The organism is Chryseobacterium metallicongregator (genome assembly GCF_031324065.1).
Lineage (GTDB): Bacteria > Bacteroidota > Bacteroidia > Flavobacteriales > Weeksellaceae > Chryseobacterium > Chryseobacterium metallicongregator.
In genome coordinates this window covers 187333-204406 of record NZ_JAVIXS010000014.1, presented here as the reverse complement: position 1 = coordinate 204406, position 17074 = coordinate 187333, and the positions used below count along the sequence as shown (strand labels likewise).

Below are 17074 nucleotides of genomic sequence, written 5' to 3'. Positions count from 1 at the left end.
AAACATATTGAATGACAAATAAAGTTTCCATTATTGTTCCCTGTTTTAATCATGCAAAATATCTGGAAGAATGCATACAGTCTGTGATGACCCAGTCTTATACGAATTGGGAATGCATTATTGTAGATGACGGTTCTACTGATGATACAGCAATAGTATCCAGAAAACTTGAAAATGATAAAATACGCTATGTTTATCAGGAAAACAAAGGGCTTTCCGGTGCCAGGAATACGGGGATAAGAAATGCTACAGGAGATTATATCCTGCCTCTTGATGCAGATGACACGCTTAATCCGCTGGCTTTAGAAAAGATGATTGCGGTATTTGATCAGAATCCTGATACTTTAATTGTTTTTTCAGATACCATTACATTTGGCCATACCAGCAAAAAATCAAATTTACAGGAAACGTTCACCCTTCAGGAATTGCTTTTGGGAAATAAATTATATTGTACTTCTCTATTTGCCAAAAAATATTTTGATGAAGGTATTATTTATGACGAAAAATTAAGACACGGATTTGAAGACTGGGAATTCTGGATACAGCTTATATCTTCACACAGAAACCAGCCCATCACAAAAATTGATTATGTTGTTTTCAATTACAGGTCTCATCCGGACACTTCCATGATAAAAGACATTACCGGCAACAATGATAAAAAAGAGTTTATTTATCATGCCGTATATGAAAAACACAAAGCACTGTTTCATGAATTTTTCCCCAGTTATATAGCCCTTTTGAACAGAAAAACGTTTTATGAAAAAAAACTGGAGAATATATACAACAGTAAACCTTACAGAATATTTAACTTTTTAAAAAATTTATTTAGATGAGTCAGTTTGTACACGTGATCATGACAAGATTCAATGTTCCTACAAAAGGTTGGAACGAAACACGTTCAGGGTATAAACCCCTTACAGAAGAATGGCTGGATGACCGATTCAAGTTATTCAGAACTTACGTACTTCCTTCCTATAAAAACCAAACCAATCAAAACTATATCTGGCTAACTTTTTTTGATATTAATACGTCCGAGAAATTCAGAAAAATCATCAAAGAAATCGAAGCAGAATATCCTGTTTTCAGAGCCGTTTTTGTAGAGGATTTTGATGCAATGAAAACCAAAGCAGTAGAAGTAATTCCTCAATTTTTCACTCCTGACACAAAATTTGTAATCACCAGTGAACTTGATAATGATGACATGCTTCATCAGGACTATGTAAAAACTGTTCAAGAACATTTTAAACCGATTCATGATCTTGTTATTGATTTAAGAAGAGGATATCAGCTAACAATGCTTCCTGGTCGTAAAGCGGTCGTAAATGTGTATAATGCGGTCGTAAACCCATTTGTAAGTCTCGCAGAAAGTGTGGATAACTTCAAAACCATGTTAAAAGAAAGAGCTCACAATAGTTATCGTCATTATCCGGATTTCTCTGTGGAAGACAGCAAGGAAATGTACATACAGATCATCCATCAGTACAACTTGATGAATGTCACTTTTAAACATAAAGCTGTTCCTGAGGTTGATTTTTCAGAATATGGAATGACTGAAGACACAAAATTTACAATTGACGGTTTCAAAACATTTCAGCATAATATTGCCAGAGTACCTTTTGTAATGGGACTTATTCTGAAAAAAGTTTTTAAAAGATAAGATCTGGCAGACGTAATGAAGCTTAATAATCTCCAGATATTAAGAGGAATCTCAGCATTATTGGTATGCTGCTTTCACTTTCGTGAAACGATCAACTTACCTGGGCTGAATCTTGGCGATATTCTTTTTAAAAAAGGAAGTATCGGTGTTCCCGTATTTTTTATTATCAGTGGATTTATCATGGCTTTTACCACTCAAAAAATAAATTTCAGTAAGGATTCTTTTCAGCAGATCACTTTATTTTACAAAAGAAGGGTGATCAGAATTGTTCCACTGTACTATCTTTTGACATTTGCTGCAATAATACCGGGAGGTGGCTTATTCATATACTTTCATGGGGAGGGACTTTATGAACTAATTCATTCACTATTATTCCTCCCTACTCAAAAAGAATTTCCAGTGCTTTTCCTGGGCTGGTCTTTAAATTTTGAAATGTTCTTTTATCTCATATTTGGGCTCTCATTATTTTTTAAAGAAAAAAGGTATTATTTCATTGTAGTATTTTTCATTCTGACTACCATTTTGGGATATTGTATACATTTTGACAGCCCTTATCTGAAAATGGTAACCCACTCTCTGAATCTTTATTTTGTTGTAGGAATTCTCTTCGCTCTTTTACTGAACCAATATACAGTTCCAAAGAAATGGGCAGCAATAGTTTCTGTAATAGGAATAATATCGTTTATACTTGTTTTACTTAGTGTCATTCCAATAGATAATGATTGGGTAAAACTGGCAATCATCTCTGCATTTGTCTTTTCTTTCCTCACTTTTGATTATATATTCCATTGTAAAGGAAACAAATTCTTAATATTTCTGGGAGATATTTCCTATTCATTATACCTGTCACATCCTTTCGTAGGAATTATTTTAAAAAGATTTAAAGTTGAAGGCTATTTAAACATTCCTTTTTTTCTTCTTAAAATTGTTTTAGTTATTATTGTAGCCTCACTTCTATACTATTTAGTAGAGAAAAGAGTTACCCATTATTTGAAAATTAAATTAAAAGCATAATCCGAAAAAATGAAAATTTCAGTAATCATTCCCGTTTACAATGCCGAAAAATATGTTGCTCAGGCTGTAGAATCTGCTCTCCAGTTTGAAGATGTATATGAAGTGGTATTGGTAGAAGATAAATCACCTGACAATGCCTTGCAGGTATGCCGGGAACTCGCTGAAAAAAATGACAGGGTAAAACTCTTTCAACATCCGGACAAAGGAAATCATGGAGCAGGTGCCAGCAGAAATTTAGGAATGGAAAAGGCTGAAGGAGATTTTATTGCTTTCCTTGATGCAGATGACTACTATCTTCCCAACCGTTTTGATGCAGAAAAAAAGCTTTTCATTAATCATAAAGTAGACGGTGTTTATGGAGCTATAGGTGTTCACTATTATTCTGAAAAGGCAAAAGAGCAGTATTATAAAGTTTTTGGAGACCGTCTGACTACAGTTTATAAAGAACATCCTCCTAAAGATGTCTTTCCGGGACAGCTAAATATGAGAGGAACTTTCGGACTTTTCAGTATTGATGCATTAACGATCCGTAAAAGTTCTTTGAAAAACATGGAGTATTTCTTTAAAACCCATTTAAAGCTTCACCAGGACACAGAATTCTTATTCAGGCTCTCCTACTATCTGAATCTGTATCCGGGAATTCTTGACAAAGCTGTAGCCGTGAGAGGTGTTCATGAGAATAACAGAATTACCAAAGTAGATTCCGGAGAAGTGAAACCGGCTTCTACACGAGTTGTATTGTGGAAAGAGGTCAATTATTGGGCAGAAAATGAAAATACCATTCCTGAGGATATTAAGCTTCACATCAAACGGGTATACAGAAGTTTCCAGATTGCCAATGCTCCCCTTCTCAAAAAATGGGGAATGATCACAAAGTATTTGTTGACAGACTATAAAAGCATACGCTCAGGATTGTACAATATCAACTTCAGAAATGAGTTGTTCTAACAATAAACTAAATACATAGTTCTAGATAACACCTATATATCAACGTTTTACAAAATGAATCTTTCTTAAAATATTTCGCATCGGCTTTTCAATAAACTGGTAAAAAACTGCAGAACTCAACAGCATAACGATAATATAAATCAAAAATACGATATCTATACTGAATGTACACTCCTGCCATTTCAAAAACTCTCTTACAAGGTAAAGCACAGGAATATGGGTGATGTATATACCATAGCTTATTTCTCCCAGGTACTCCATGGGCTTCAGTGAAAAGAACTTACTGACTCTTCCGTTATTAGCCGAAATGAAAAGAATAGCAGGGACAAATAGCAAAGCCATCAACCCATTGTGGTAAAAAAGCGGGACAAATATCAGAGACAGAAGGATCAGTAAAAAGATGATGATAACCTGGCGGTCATAATTTTTCTGCCTGTAATTTTTAACGAAAAATATCCCCGCAAGATTTCCGATAAGGAATTCATTAAGATGCCAGAAAGGAAAATAGTAAAGAAACTCATGGCTTTTTGTATGAGGTCCTTCATACGCTCCATACACCGGATAAAGATTAGAAAAAACCTGCGTAATCAGCCAGAGACCAATGGCGAACACCCAGATCATTTTGTTTTTCCTTGCATAAAAATAATTATACAAAAACGGAAAAAGCAAATAGAAGAAGAACTCTACGGAAATCGACCATCCCGGAAAATTCAGGATCATTGCTTCTCCCGGAATCCAGCTCTGAATGCCCAATCCATATAAAAGCACTTTATACCAATCGAACATCTCGTATCTCGTCATAAAATACAGCAGAAGCCCCAGCATATAAAGCGGATAAATCCTGGCAAACCTGTTCTTATAAAATTCCAGGTAATCAATTTTATCTTTCTTGTGATAAGCAATGATCATGATAAATCCTGAAAGAATAAAAAAATAGCTTACTCCTACGTTAGCCCTCAAAAAAAGATTGGAAATATAATCTATCTTATATAAAAACAGATCTTTATTGAAATGAGAAATTACAATTGCCATTGCAGCAACAAACCGGGTAAATGTAATCTGACTTATTTTCACAGAACACCAAATAATTTACTTTATCAAAACTCAGCAACCTCAATCTGAAAAGTTGTTTTATTTGGTATAAAGTATTAATTTTTAAGGCACAAAAATAAGATTTATTATTATAATTATTTAAAACAAATTATATTTGTAAACTACAAATGTGAAAATAAATCCAGGTATGCTTGATGAAATTTTAGCAAAAATTCAACGGAAAAGCCAGATTTCTCGTCTCAAAAAACACCCTAATGTTTCTTTTAAAGGGATAAAGCTTGGGATCAGTAATCATTTTGTTCTGCACGAAAACTTAAAAAATGTTACGTTCGGGAATTCCATGAGTTTCAGAAATTATGTACATATTCTTGTACAGCAGAACGCCACTTTAGAAATCGGAGATCATTTTTTCATGAATAATTTCTGCTCTATCAATTGTCTCGACAGGATTTCAATAGGAGACAATACATTATTCGGAGAAGGTGTAAAACTGTATGACCACAACCACGCTTACCAGACTCAACCGGAATTTAAGCTGTTCTCCTCCGAGTTCACTACAGCTCCCATCAAAATAGGAAGTAACTGCTGGCTTGGGAGTAATGTGACCGTCTTAAAAGGAGTTACTATTGGAGACAACTGTATCATCGGAGCGGGATGTGTCATTCATAAAGATATTCCGTCTAATACTACAGTTATCAATCATCAGGATTTAATATTCAAGGAACGTTCATGAAGTTTTCTATCCTTATCGCCCATTACAACAACGCCATCTTTTTTAAGGATTGCTTTGAAAGTATTCTTCAACAGACCTATACAAACTGGGAAGCTGTAATTTTAGATGATGGCTCTTCTGAAAACGAGAAGAAAATGATACAGGAAATGATTTCAAAGGACAAAAGATTTAAGTTTTTTGAAAATGAAAAAAATTCCGGTGTAGGAGTTACAAAAAGTAAACTGATTGAACTGGCCGAAGGAGAAATCTGTGGTTTTCTGGATCCGGATGATGCTATTTCTCCTACCGCTATTCAAAAATGTATGGAGATTTTTCAGGCTAAAAAAAATACAGTCCTTACCTATTCAAGGTTTATGACATGTGATCACAACCTTAAGCCCATAGCTCCTTTCAGATCAGCTATGCAGGTACCGAACAGAGATCCTTATTTTTTTAATTTCCCGATTCAGATTGCTCATTTTGTGACTTTCAGAAAGGATGTTTATGAACAGACAGAAAAAATGAATCCCAATTTAAAAATTGGGGAAGATCAGGATTTATACCTTAAAATGTATGAAAAAGGGAATGTTCAGTTTATCAACAAAACTAACTATCTTTATAGAACCCATCAGGGCGGAATTTCCCAGAATGACAATAAAAAGAAATCCCACGAATATTTTGCCCAAGTGATTTTCAATACCATAAAGCGCAGAGGACTTACTACCATCAATGGAGAAAAAGTTCCTGAACAGTATACAGGTGCAGATGAAATATTCGGGCTCCTGCAGTACCAGCATCAGCTGCCTTTCCGTATCAAGAAAAAAATAAAAATTACGTTACAATCAATCTTCGGATAATGTTAGAAAAAAAAATAAAAATTTTGTTCAGGCATCGTTCCATGGAAATGGGAGGTGTGGAAAAAGTATTACTGGGACTTCTCAACAACCTTAATCCGGACAAATTTGAAATAACGGTATGCCTTACGCTTAACCAAGGGAAACTGCGTGATGAACTTCCGAAGCACATCAGAAAAATATACCTTACTGACGGAAAAGAAGATTTTTCCAACAATTCTATTTTACAGAAACTTCAGCTCGTTAAAAGAAGAATAAAGCTGAGAAAACTAAAAAATACCCCGGCCATTGCAGACCGTCTTATCAATGATACTTTTGATATTGAGATCGGGATGGATTACAGAGACTATGATGCCATTCTGAATTCAACCAATAAGAATTCAAAAAAAATCGGATGGTTTCACTCTGAAATTAATGTTCCGAAGTTTCAGCCTTTAGTGCCGAATATTTTAAAGAGCTTTCCGCAATTTGACCATATGGTATACTGTTCCCACAAGATCAAAGACATGATGCACCAGCATTACCCTAATCTTAATTATCCGGCTGAGAGCGTTATCATCAATCCTATTCCTATCGAAGAAATTAAACGTAAGGCAGAAGGAAAGCTTGAAAATTTCCCTGAAGGACCTGTTTTCGCATCTATAGGAAGACTTCATTCAAGAAAAGGATATCATAAGCTTATTGACGCTCATACAAAGCTTATCAACGAAGGATTTCATCACAGCATCATTGTTATTGGTGAGGGTGATGAAATGAACAACCTCAAAGCACAGGTAGCTAAAAATAATGTTGAGAAAACATTTATTCTGGTTGGTAACCAAATGAATCCTTATCCTTATATCAAAAAAGCGGATTATTTTGTTCTTCCTTCGGAGTCTGAAGCATGGCCATTGGTCATTGCTGAAGCTTTAATTCTTCAGAAACCTATTATTGCAACAGAAGTAGGAGATGTAGGATTGATGATCAAAGACCGTGAAACAGGATACCTCATCAGTTATGAGGTAGATGAAATGTATGCAGCGATGAAAACATTCCTTACTGATCCCGACCTCGTTCTCCACATCAGAGAGAATCTTAAATCAATTGAAAGTCAGTTTGACAATAAGAAAATATTTGACAGCGTAGAAAATATTATAGAAACGCTGCACAAAAAGTAAGTTATTGTGCAGAATATCCTCCGTCAATCACAAGGTTACTGCCTGTGACCCATTTTGAGGCGTCAGACAGTAAAAAAATACAGGCATTCGCTACATCTTTAGGTTCACCTATTCCCAGCGGATGCTTTTTTATGATTTCTGATGAAGCTTCTTCTCCGATATTTTCAAACATTTTCTCTAAAATCGGAGTATTGACCATTGCCGGACTTATACTGTTGACCCGAATATTACTTCTTGAAAGTTCCATGGCCAAAGAACGGGCTCCGGAAATTACAGCGCCTTTACTGGCAGAATAAGCGGACTTCCCTGCTTCTCCTATCATCCCTGCAACAGAAGAAATAAACACAAAACTGGAGTTTTCGTCTTTGTATTTTTTTAAAGATAAAATTTTAGCAATTTCAAGTCCTGCAATGACATTGACAGCGAATATATCCTGATAGAGCTGAGGATTGTGTTTCTTTAATGGTAACGTTTTTTCGATACCCGCACAATGAATAAATCCTGATATTTTACCTAAAACTGAAACTTTATCGGCAATAATTGCTTCAAGGTTTTCAGATTGGGTAATATCTTCCGTGATGGTTTCAACTTTTGTTTCAGGATTAAGCATAGAAACGGTTTTCATCAGTTCCTCCTGGTTTCTTCCTACAAGAATCAGATCAGCACCGCTATTGCTGCATTCTACAGAACAGCTTCTCCCGATTCCGGAAGAAGCGCCTGTAATGAGAATAATTTTATTTTTTAATGAGAAAGCATCCATTAATCTTCAAAATTTTCTTTTCCTATAACATTCATCAGATCTGAAACGGTTTCAATATCTTTAAAATGCTTGGTATCAATTTTTTTACTGAAATTTTCGTCTACAAACGCAATAACAGAAAGTAAGCTGATAGAATCGTAGCTTTCTAAAGATTTCAAGTTCGTTTCAGTAGTCAATGTTTCATCTTCTTCCAATTCCTCCTGTAGTTTTTCTAAAAAAACGGATGTTTTCATATTTTATAATTTTAAATGTTTGTTTTTTAAATTTCCATTATGGTAGCACCCCATGAATATCCAACTCCAAATCCTGCCATTAAAACTTTATCTCCTTCTTTCAGCATTCCTTTATCCATCATATTTTTAAGAGCAATAGGAATAGTTGCCGAAACAGTATTCCCGGTTTTTTCCATGTCAATATAGAACTTTTCTGCCGGTATTTTTGTTTTCTTTCTTAAATAATTCAGCATAAAAGAATTGGCCTGATGAAAAACAAAATGGTCAATATCATCCATCGTCATTCCATTCACTTCCAGTGTTTCTTTTACCAGCCCGGGGATATTTTCAATCGTAAAATTAAAAATTTCAGGACCATTCATATAAATATTTTCAGGACTGAATTCGTGTTCAGGATTCAGTTCAAAATCTTTTTTGAAAGCTCCTTTCTTCACGATAAGATTTTCTGCACCACTTCCATCTGTTCCCAGACAGAATTGATAATCATTGCCTTCTGATTTTTCAATAATTGCAGAAGCAGAAGCATCTCCAAATATGCTTCGGTTTCCTTTATCATCGGGATGAATATGTTTGGTGTACGTTTCTGAAGTAACCAAAAGAATACTCTTTGCAATTCCACCAGAAATCAATCCTTTTGCAAAAGCTAACCCATATACAAATCCTGAACAGCCAAGGTTAAAATCTATAGCTCCGATATTTTTTCTAAGCCCCAATCTGTCCTGCAAAATACAGGCCGTTGTAGGGAGGAAATACTCCGGACTCTGGGTACAGAACAAAATAAAATCTACTTTGTTTCTGTCATAGTTTTCGAAAATTTTTTCTGAAGATTGTACAGCCATATCCAGTACGGTTTCGCTGTCAGAAGAAATATGGCGTTGGGAAATACCTACTTTCTCCTGGATACGTTCGGAACTCCATTCAGGGAACTGCTTTTCAAGGTCCTCGTTAGTTAGCACCTGCTGAGGCAGATAATATTCTATTTTTGAAATTTTCATCATATTAATAAATTCTCTTTCTTTGCAAAAGTAACGAAAACAAATTTACACTTGTGATGATTTTTATATTCAGAATCCTATTAAAAATAGACTCCCTCTATCATACTTTTTTGAACAGGGGCAGTCTTGAAGTGGCTAAATATAGAGGGATGAAAGTAGGAAAAAACTTTAATATGCCCGATAAAGTGTATTTCGGAACGGAACCTTACCTTATCGAAATTGGCGATAACGTGAACATTGCAGGAGATGTACGGTTTGTCAACCACGGTGGAACAACTACTCTGCTTAGAAAACTTCCGGGATATGAAGATGCAAGAATCCTGGGGAGAATAAAAATCGGAAATAACTGCACCATTGGACTTAATGCTGTTATTATGCAGGATGTTCAGATTGGAAATAACTGTATTTTAGGAGCTAACTCTGTATTGTCACAGTCTATGCCAGACAACACAGTCTTTATCGGAAATCCGGCACAATTTCTGTGTACTATTGAAGACTATGGAGATATTGTTCTTAAAAACAATCCGGAATATCCCCGTGAATTGGAGAAAGACAGAAAAAAACTGGATGCTTATATCAAAGAAAATCTTCCTCACAAGTATAAAAAAGCAAGAAAAATTAAATAAATTTAATCTTGTAAAATCATAAAAAGAAAAAAACAAATTGAAAAAGAAAAAACTCCTCATTCGTATAGGTTCATTACGTCATGGTGGTGCTGAGAAAGTATTAATCAACTTTTTGAAGCATCTGCCTGCTGACAAATATGAAGTTGACCTTCTGGTAAATCTCTATTCAGGATTATACATTAAAGAGGTTCCGTCATGGGTGACACTATACTATTTGACAAAAGGAGAAATGATAACGACCAACAGACCACAGGATATCCCTGTGAAAGCTTACAGGGTTCTTTATCAGAAAATGTTTCTTTGGTTCCCTTCCCTTCTCTATAAATTTATTTTAAAGAATAAAAAATACGATGTAGAGATTGCTGCCATCCATGCGATGCATCAGGAAATTCTATCCAGCCCTCAAAAAGATTCGAAAAAGATTATTTGGGTACAGAATGATATTTTCAATTTAAAAGAATATACTCCGGAAGTCATCAGACAGTTTTTCAAGTTCGATAGAATTCTGGTAATTTCCAATAAACTTCAGGAAGGAATGCATGATTTGGCTAAAAATGAAGCTGAAAAAGCATCTGTGATTAAGATTTTCAATCCGATCGACAAAAATGATACGTTAAGAAAGGCGGATATTGAAGTAAATGATTATCCTTTCAACAGTGATCTTCCCACTTTTGTAACCGTAGGAACCGTATATCCTCAGAAAGGATACGACAGATTGCTTAATGTGCATAAAAAACTTATTGATGAAGGGTTCAAACATCAGCTTTTGATTATTGGTGACGGGTATGATTTTAATAATATTCAGGATCAGCTCAATACACTTGGTCTTCAGGATACTGCAAAAATGCTTGGTTTCAGCAGTAATCCCTATCCTTATATGAAAAAGGCGGATTTCTACATTATGTCTTCACGACATGAAGGATTTCCTACCATTATTGCCGAAGCACTTATTCTGAATAAACCTATTTCTGCAACAGATATTTCAGGGATCAGGGATCTTCTCCAGGATGGAAAGCTGGGAAATATCACACCCAATTCAGAAGAAGGAATATATGAAGGAATGAAAAAGTTCCTTACAGATAAAAATATCACTGAAGAATACAAAAAACAGATTTCGGAAACGGAGCTTCCGTTTGTATTGGAAAGATCTGTAGAACACCTTCAGAAAATAATTGACGAAGTATAAAAATATTGACGATGGCTGATTATTCAATCATTCAAAAAGACTTTTACAGGGAAAGTGGAAAGTGGCTTTCCCCATTTCAGATCTGGAAAAAATGCATTAATCCCAATCTTCATTTTGTGTACATTCTGAGAATGGCTCAGAAGTATCAGAAGAAACCGGTTTTAAATACTTTCTGGAGAATTGTATTAAGACATTACCAGATCAAATACGGGTTTCAGATTTATCCTGAGACTCAGATTGGGGAAGGATTTTATTTAGGTCATTTTGGAAGCCTTGTGATCAATCCGAAAACAGTGATCGGAAAAAATTGCAACATCGCCCATGGCGTTACGATAGGACAGCAAAACCGTGGAAAAAATGAAGGATATCCGGTTATTGGTGATGAAGTATGGATTGGTACTAATGCAGTTATTGTAGGAGGAATCACTATTGGAAATAATGTATTGATTGTTCCCAACTCTTATGTTAACTTTGATGTTCCTTCCAATTCTGTTGTTATAGGAAATCCTGCTAAAATTATCCCTACCGCAGATGCAACAAAGGAGTACATCAACCGTAAAGTGTAGTAACTCCAATAGTTATCGTAAAAATTCTACTTGTATTTTTCGCTAATTTCATGTACATTTGAAAAAATTGTATTATTTGATTAAAAATAATCCACAATCATCCAACTTTATATAAAATATCACATTTTATTATCCGGATGATTCCAATCATTCAATACACTTGTTCTGAAAAAAATCGCTTAATATTAAAAACACAACCCAGACTTATTATTAATTTTTTAAAATAATTTTTGATGAAAAAAAATATGACCCAATTGTCCCCATTCCTACCTACGCAATCAACTCTATAAAGCGAAAAAAGACATACCGCTCTAAACCACAACAATTTATCTTCAAAAGTTTCTTTTTTGAGTTGATGCAATATCTATAACATTTGGGAATTATTATCTGATAGTAATTCTTTTCATGCACTCCATGATTCTGATATTCGGCAGACTCTTCCGGAAACTCTAAGAGGAAGATGATATAACATTTATCTTAACAGCCCAGACACCCACAACCATGTTCAAAAAAATAGTTCCCATTCTTCTCATTATAATATACCTAACGGGGTTTTTGATTTCATTCCCTTATATCTTTGATAATCTCTTTGGGGCTGAAAAAATAGACAGTATCCGGAATATTTTTGAGTATGGAATTATGTTTTCTTCGTTTCTGGTATTCAATGCGCTTCTTTTTAAGAATAAATATACAACTGTCATTGCTGTTATTCTCTGTTTATTATTAAGCATTAACTTTCTGATCTCAGTATCATGTTTTCTTATTTATCATTCCGGATTTAATGTAGGAATGGCCATCAGTATTCTTGAGTCTAATCCGGATGAAGCCATGAGCATGTCTTATATGTTTATTCTTCCGGTCATCTTATTTTTCGTTTTTCTGGGAATGGTAGTATACTCTGTGAATTACCTTAAAGAAAATGTAGTTAAAGTTGATGCTAAATTTATTATTATTGCATTACTGTGGCTTATTTTACCATTCGGATACCACCTTAAACATACCTATGTAAGCAATAAAGGAGGAGGCAGGATGATTAAGAATGTATACTATCATTTATCCGATTTCAATACCGCTTTGAATATACAGAGAGATATTAACGCAATAAAAAAGAATATTCCGGTTTTCAATATCAAAAAAATACAGCCTGGAATAGAAAATGTAATTCTTATCATCGGAGAATCAGAAAGAAAGCAAAATATGTCCCTGTATGGCTATTCTAAAAAAACAACTCCTTATACAGATCAACAGGCTGAAAACATGATGATTTTTGATCATGCTGTTTCTCCAGCAGGAATTACCAACCTGAGTGTCCCATTAATGTTATCCAGCATTCATCCGGATGAATTCAGATATCGTTATGATAAACTTTCTTACAATATCATCAATCTTGCCAATCAAAGCGGATACAATTCTTTCTGGCTCAGTACACAGGCTAGCGCAAGAGGGATTACAGCCATCGCTTCCATGTCTAAAAATAAAAAGTGGGTAAACGGCTATGATGAAGTAATTGTTCCTGAGCTCAAAAATGTAATACAGAAGAAAGAGAATAAATTTGTAGTTCTTCACATTATGGGAAGCCATCCAAACCCATGTAACAGACTTCCTCCTAACTGGAATTCCGGAGATCTTAACTGCTATGACAGTTCTATCAAATACACGGATTATGTTTTCAACAATATTTTCAAAACGCTGAAGAACACTAATTCTGTGGTAATTTATGCTTCAGATCATGGCCTTAAAATACAAGGAGACAAATTATTGCACGTAGACTCTAAAGAATCTACTCAGGTACCGTTTTTTGTATGGTTTGGAGACAAAGTTCCGGCAAACTACAGAATTACCGGACATGAATCCCAACAGACCCAAACTACTTATATCTATCCTCTGATCATGAAATATATGGGACTGGAAGCTCCTCAACACTATAAAAATGAAGGAAATAAGTATTTGAACTTAGAGATGAAGAGTATGGAGTATAATCAACTGCCGGAATAGAATATTATTCTGAAATTGCAACCGTTTTTGTATTAATAAAATAGGCCATTAGCAGATTGGGAATCCAACACAGCCATGCTACTGCAATATAAGAGCTTTCAGCATCTCCAGTAATCTTTGTCAGCAGAGGATACCATAGCCTCAGTGTCACTGCAGCAAAGGTGCAGGCATAACTATAGGTCATGAATTGCTGATGTTTACCGACATTCCCTTTTCTGATCTGTATAACCGCTGCAAGAGTGGTCACCAGCCAGATTAATCCCAAACTGATAAACCCTGCCGATGAAATTAATCCGCCATTAGCATAAAAACCCATATAAACAGCCGAAACAGAGCTAATAACCACTGCAATCACATAGAGCTTCCCAATGATGCGATGCACCCTGATATTTTTATTGCGGAATGATTTCCCAAACTGAGACCAGCCAATAAAAAGTGCCAGCCCACCAAAAATAATATGAGAGAAAAAGGCAGATTTCCAGATAACATTATGGAGAACTTCTGATGATTTTGAACCCAGAAAGGTATATTTATGTTCTACAAAAGCGTAAATAAAAGGATATAATCCGATAAGTAATGCCAAAATACCCATTATTACAAACAGTAACTTTTTCATAGTTGTCAATTTAATTTTTTGTAAAAATGAGCATTATAAAAGTGTCAACTGTTCCAAAATGAAAGGTGGAACCTATTTATAAATCACTAGTAATAAATCGTTTACAAATTACCAACCAGAAATACCAACAATAAATCATTCCATATGAATGCTTTGGCTTTTTAAAAATTCTGTTGGCGAGCAATTCATGTATTTTTTAAAATTTCTGTTGAAAGAAGTTTTAGAATTGAATCCACATTCAAAAGCCAATGAAAGAATCGTATATTTTTGATTTTCCTGAAGTACTACAGTCCGTTTAAATTCTTCAATACGCTGTCTGTTGATATAATCATAAAAATTTTTCTGCTCCATAGAATTAATGACCTGAGACAATACATTAGGGTGAATCTCTAATACTTTGGCAATATTATTCAGATTAAGTTCCGGGTCTTTATATAGTTTTTCGTGTTCCATTTTATACACGAGCTTTTCATAAATAGATTGTATGGCCTCATCACCCGGAGAATTTTTCTGATATTTTACCATTTCATGATCATGTTCCTTATCCTCTGTCATATCAATACTAACAGGCAGATCCAAAATCCCCACCCGACTGATTCCAAAGTAAGCCGCCACTACAATAAATAGAACAACAATGGAAAAAATAAGAATATCATTTCTAATAACGACAGCAATCCATATGAAAGCGATACCTGCAATAAGATAATACAACCAGTTCAGATTAATTTTCTCAGTATTTGAGTATTGGCTGGATATTCCTTTCGTATATTTCCTGACAGCAAGAAGGCTTAAAACAACATATACAATTCCTGATAAGATCATAAGATATTTAATGACCTTACTTAATGATTTACACCCGTTATTCCCATTCTGATAAGAAGCAAGCTTATCCCAGGGAGACAACATCAGAAGTGGAGATAACAATATACAGATCATCAGAACAGGAATACCATGCAGCAACGCTGTCTTCACACCAGGATTTCTTCCTGTTACACACAGAACATATACATACAGCATTGGCCCGTGAATAAAGGGAAAGATCACTTCAAAACCAAGAAAATAAGGATACTTCACATAGCTGCCGGAAAAAAACAGCATAAATAATATAAGATGTATTCCTATAATCAAAAACCAAACTGCCAGTACATAATCTGCCTTTATTTTTTTGCGTTTCCCCAGAATCAAAAGAGAAGAAAAACAGGCAATAAAAACTCCTGCCAGATAAAATAAGGATGGTAAAGATGGCAACCCAAAATCAGACATTCAATGAATAGATTTATCAGGCCTTTAAATTATTCATTTTCTGATATATTTCGATGATTTTTTTTAAACTCAAATCCAATACATTCATGAACCGATAAATAATTAAGAATATTTTAATTCACAAATCTCAAATTTTAATTTATACTTCGTAATTTTATCCTAGTTTTTTTAAACGTTTGGATTTCCTTATAGATTCCAATAACGGTAAGGCAAAGCATATCGGAAAATTAGATATGATTTTAAGCATATTTTAATATTAAACTTTGTTAAAAGTGATTAATTGTTTAACAAAAAGTATATTTTTGCACAATTATTGATTTGGTCTATTGATTTTGGAAATAATTTAAACGAAATAAATAATTATAAATTTTAAAATTATGTCACAATCGTACGAGGTTATTTTCGAAAACAATAAAAAATGGGTAGAGTCCAAAGTAGCTGAAGATCCAAATTTCTTCCATGAACTTGCCAAAACTCAGCATCCGGACTATCTTTATATAGGATGTTCAGATAGCAGAGCTACTGCAGAAGAATTGATGGGAGCCAAACCTGGAGAGGTGTTTGTTTACAGAAACATTGCCAATGTGGTTAACACTTTAGATATGAGTTCCACAGCAGTTATTCAATACGCTGTAGAACATCTGAAAGTAAAACACATTATTGTTTGTGGACATTACAACTGTGGTGGTGTAAAAGCAGCGATGACTCCTCAGGATCTGGGATTATTGAATCCATGGCTGAGAACCATCCGTGATGTTTACAGATTACATCAGGCAGAACTGGATTCTATTCAGGACGAAAACAAGCGTTATGACAGACTTGTAGAACTTAATGTTCAGGAGCAGTGCATCAACGTCATCAAAATGGCCTGTGTACAGGAAAGATACATTTTAGAAGAGTATCCTATTGTTCACGGCTGGGTATTTGACCTTAGAACAGGTAAAATCATTGATCTGGAGATTGATTTTGAGAAAATCTTAAAAGACATCCAAAAGATTTATAATCTTACAGGTTCTGATTGGGTAATGAGCAGAAAGACCAAGTAGTTTTTCTAAAAAGAATGTAAAATGAAATTCTGGAGTATTATTGTATTAACGTTTTTTCTCAATTTCACAGCGCTGCCAGGCATTGCTGCAGTTGCAGGCTGGGATATTGCGAGAACGAATATAATAATCAATGAAGAAGAGCCACATTCTCACCCATCCTCATTCATTGTTTACGAAAAGACGATTCCGAAACCTTTAGATGTATTCGATTATCTGAAGTTTTCCGAACCTGATGTTCAGGGCGTGTCTTTTGTTCTGATTGATGATTCTTTTCATCTTTCACCTTTACTTACTATATTTTCTCCTCCTCCGGAAGCGTAACTCCTATAGTTAGATTTTTTTGATACTATTTCCATATCATTTTTGATATCGGATACGCATGTACTTTAAAAA

The 17074-nt window shown here is 34.7% G+C and carries 19 protein-coding genes; 13 read left to right on the top strand and 6 right to left on the bottom strand.

Annotated elements, in window-relative coordinates:
- Positions 1–11: 11 nt before the first annotated feature.
- The 4 genes from REB14_RS14405 to REB14_RS14390 are packed head-to-tail and all read left to right on the top strand — an operon-like array spanning position 12 to position 3619.
- Positions 12–833 (top strand): glycosyltransferase family 2 protein, encoded by an 822-nt coding sequence (locus tag REB14_RS14405; RefSeq protein WP_079240157.1) that lies wholly within the window; start codon positions 12–14, stop codon positions 831–833.
- Entirely contained in the window at positions 830–1657 is an 828-nt protein-coding gene (locus tag REB14_RS14400; RefSeq protein ID WP_079240156.1) for a glycosyltransferase, read from the top strand. Before REB14_RS14405 ends, REB14_RS14400 begins: the two co-directional genes overlap by 4 nt.
- 15 nt (positions 1658–1672) lie before the next feature.
- Positions 1673–2671: an acyltransferase family protein gene (locus tag REB14_RS14395; protein ID WP_309522503.1), complete on the top strand. Its 999-nt coding sequence runs from the start codon at positions 1673–1675 to the stop codon at positions 2669–2671.
- A 9-nt stretch (positions 2672–2680) separates the two neighbouring features.
- Positions 2681–3619, top strand: coding sequence for a glycosyltransferase family 2 protein (locus REB14_RS14390; protein ID WP_309522502.1), 939 nt, complete (start codon positions 2681–2683; stop codon positions 3617–3619).
- Positions 3620–3658: 39 nt separating this feature from the next.
- On the opposite strand, the gene REB14_RS14385 is transcribed toward REB14_RS14390, so the two are convergent.
- Entirely contained in the window at positions 3659–4693 is a 1035-nt protein-coding gene (locus tag REB14_RS14385) for an acyltransferase family protein (protein ID WP_309522501.1), read from the bottom strand.
- 148 nt (positions 4694–4841) lie between these two features.
- On the opposite strand from REB14_RS14385, the gene REB14_RS14380 reads away from it, so the two are divergent.
- From REB14_RS14380 to REB14_RS14370, 3 genes are read left to right on the top strand one after another with little or no spacing between them, the layout of a single operon-like run.
- Positions 4842–5405, top strand: coding sequence for an acyltransferase (locus tag REB14_RS14380; RefSeq protein WP_238594342.1), 564 nt, complete (start codon positions 4842–4844; stop codon positions 5403–5405).
- Positions 5402–6241, top strand: a complete 840-nt coding sequence (locus tag REB14_RS14375; RefSeq protein ID WP_309522500.1) for a glycosyltransferase family 2 protein — start codon at positions 5402–5404, stop codon at positions 6239–6241. Before REB14_RS14380 ends, REB14_RS14375 begins: the two co-directional genes overlap by 4 nt.
- Positions 6241–7395, top strand: a complete 1155-nt coding sequence (locus REB14_RS14370; RefSeq protein WP_309522499.1) for a glycosyltransferase — start codon at positions 6241–6243, stop codon at positions 7393–7395. The genes REB14_RS14375 and REB14_RS14370 overlap by 1 nt, the downstream gene beginning before the upstream one ends.
- 1 nt (position 7396) lies before the next feature.
- Here REB14_RS14370 and REB14_RS14365 read toward each other — a convergent pair whose 3' ends face one another.
- The 3 genes from REB14_RS14365 to REB14_RS14355 are packed head-to-tail and all read right to left on the bottom strand — an operon-like array spanning position 7397 to position 9386.
- On the bottom strand, positions 7397–8155 hold the full coding sequence (locus REB14_RS14365; protein ID WP_309522498.1) for an SDR family NAD(P)-dependent oxidoreductase: 759 nt from the start codon (positions 8153–8155) through the stop codon (positions 7397–7399).
- Positions 8155–8388: a phosphopantetheine-binding protein gene (locus REB14_RS14360; RefSeq protein WP_047380387.1), complete on the bottom strand. Its 234-nt coding sequence runs from the start codon at positions 8386–8388 to the stop codon at positions 8155–8157. Before REB14_RS14360 ends, REB14_RS14365 begins: the two co-directional genes overlap by 1 nt.
- 26 nt (positions 8389–8414) lie before the next feature.
- A complete protein-coding gene (locus REB14_RS14355; protein WP_079240148.1) occupies positions 8415–9386 on the bottom strand; it encodes a 3-oxoacyl-ACP synthase III family protein in 972 nt (323 codons plus the stop codon).
- A gap of 146 nt (positions 9387–9532) precedes the next feature.
- On the opposite strand from REB14_RS14355, the gene REB14_RS14350 reads away from it, so the two are divergent.
- The 4 genes from REB14_RS14350 (at position 9533) to REB14_RS14335 (ending at position 13756) form a co-directional block, all read left to right on the top strand.
- Positions 9533–10009 (top strand): acyltransferase, encoded by a 477-nt coding sequence (locus REB14_RS14350; RefSeq protein WP_227941083.1) that lies wholly within the window; start codon positions 9533–9535, stop codon positions 10007–10009.
- A gap of 37 nt (positions 10010–10046) precedes the next feature.
- On the top strand, positions 10047–11195 hold the full coding sequence (locus REB14_RS14345) for a glycosyltransferase (RefSeq protein ID WP_309522497.1): 1149 nt from the start codon (positions 10047–10049) through the stop codon (positions 11193–11195).
- Positions 11196–11206: 11 nt separating this feature from the next.
- Complete coding sequence (locus REB14_RS14340) at positions 11207–11761, top strand: serine O-acetyltransferase (RefSeq protein WP_079240145.1); 555 nt, start codon at positions 11207–11209, stop codon at positions 11759–11761.
- Between the two features lie 501 nt (positions 11762–12262).
- On the top strand, positions 12263–13756 hold the full coding sequence (locus REB14_RS14335) for a phosphoethanolamine transferase family protein (RefSeq protein WP_079240144.1): 1494 nt from the start codon (positions 12263–12265) through the stop codon (positions 13754–13756).
- A 4-nt stretch (positions 13757–13760) separates the two neighbouring features.
- Here REB14_RS14335 and REB14_RS14330 read toward each other — a convergent pair whose 3' ends face one another.
- Together REB14_RS14330 and REB14_RS14325 are read right to left on the bottom strand one after the other, a co-directional pair.
- Positions 13761–14372 carry a DUF2306 domain-containing protein gene (locus REB14_RS14330; protein ID WP_079240143.1) on the bottom strand — a complete coding sequence of 204 codons (612 nt, stop codon included), beginning with the start codon at positions 14370–14372 and terminating at the stop codon, positions 13761–13763.
- A gap of 135 nt (positions 14373–14507) precedes the next feature.
- Positions 14508–15635: a helix-turn-helix domain-containing protein gene (locus tag REB14_RS14325; protein ID WP_309522496.1), complete on the bottom strand. Its 1128-nt coding sequence runs from the start codon at positions 15633–15635 to the stop codon at positions 14508–14510.
- 377 nt (positions 15636–16012) lie between these two features.
- On the opposite strand from REB14_RS14325, the gene REB14_RS14320 reads away from it, so the two are divergent.
- Entirely contained in the window at positions 16013–16681 is a 669-nt protein-coding gene (locus tag REB14_RS14320; RefSeq protein WP_079240141.1) for a carbonic anhydrase, read from the top strand.
- Positions 16682–16702: 21 nt separating this feature from the next.
- Positions 16703–17002 carry a hypothetical protein gene (locus REB14_RS14315; RefSeq protein WP_047427346.1) on the top strand — a complete coding sequence of 100 codons (300 nt, stop codon included), beginning with the start codon at positions 16703–16705 and terminating at the stop codon, positions 17000–17002.
- Positions 17003–17074: the final 72 nt, after the last annotated feature.

Excerpts from the sequence above, each read along its gene's own strand:
- REB14_RS14325 (WP_309522496.1), bottom strand. The coding sequence starts at position 15,635 with ATGTCTGATTTTGGGTTGCCATCTTTACCATCCTTATTTTATCTGGCA.
- REB14_RS14405 (WP_079240157.1), top strand. The coding sequence starts at position 12 with ATGACAAATAAAGTTTCCATTATTGTTCCCTGTTTTAATCATGCAAAA.
- REB14_RS14330 (WP_079240143.1), bottom strand. The coding sequence starts at position 14,372 with ATGAAAAAGTTACTGTTTGTAATAATGGGTATTTTGGCATTACTTATC.
- REB14_RS14390 (WP_309522502.1), top strand. The coding sequence starts at position 2,681 with ATGAAAATTTCAGTAATCATTCCCGTTTACAATGCCGAAAAATATGTT.
- REB14_RS14340 (WP_079240145.1), top strand. The coding sequence starts at position 11,207 with ATGGCTGATTATTCAATCATTCAAAAAGACTTTTACAGGGAAAGTGGA.
- REB14_RS14400 (WP_079240156.1), top strand. The coding sequence starts at position 830 with ATGAGTCAGTTTGTACACGTGATCATGACAAGATTCAATGTTCCTACA.
- REB14_RS14370 (WP_309522499.1), top strand. The coding sequence starts at position 6,241 with ATGTTAGAAAAAAAAATAAAAATTTTGTTCAGGCATCGTTCCATGGAA.
- REB14_RS14350 (WP_227941083.1), top strand. The coding sequence starts at position 9,533 with ATGAAAGTAGGAAAAAACTTTAATATGCCCGATAAAGTGTATTTCGGA.
- REB14_RS14375 (WP_309522500.1), top strand. The coding sequence starts at position 5,402 with ATGAAGTTTTCTATCCTTATCGCCCATTACAACAACGCCATCTTTTTT.
- REB14_RS14395 (WP_309522503.1), top strand. The coding sequence starts at position 1,673 with ATGAAGCTTAATAATCTCCAGATATTAAGAGGAATCTCAGCATTATTG.
- REB14_RS14315 (WP_047427346.1), top strand. The coding sequence starts at position 16,703 with ATGAAATTCTGGAGTATTATTGTATTAACGTTTTTTCTCAATTTCACA.
- REB14_RS14360 (WP_047380387.1), bottom strand. The coding sequence starts at position 8,388 with ATGAAAACATCCGTTTTTTTAGAAAAACTACAGGAGGAATTGGAAGAA.
- REB14_RS14365 (WP_309522498.1), bottom strand. The coding sequence starts at position 8,155 with ATGGATGCTTTCTCATTAAAAAATAAAATTATTCTCATTACAGGCGCT.
- REB14_RS14335 (WP_079240144.1), top strand. The coding sequence starts at position 12,263 with ATGTTCAAAAAAATAGTTCCCATTCTTCTCATTATAATATACCTAACG.
- REB14_RS14320 (WP_079240141.1), top strand. The coding sequence starts at position 16,013 with ATGTCACAATCGTACGAGGTTATTTTCGAAAACAATAAAAAATGGGTA.
- REB14_RS14355 (WP_079240148.1), bottom strand. The coding sequence starts at position 9,386 with ATGATGAAAATTTCAAAAATAGAATATTATCTGCCTCAGCAGGTGCTA.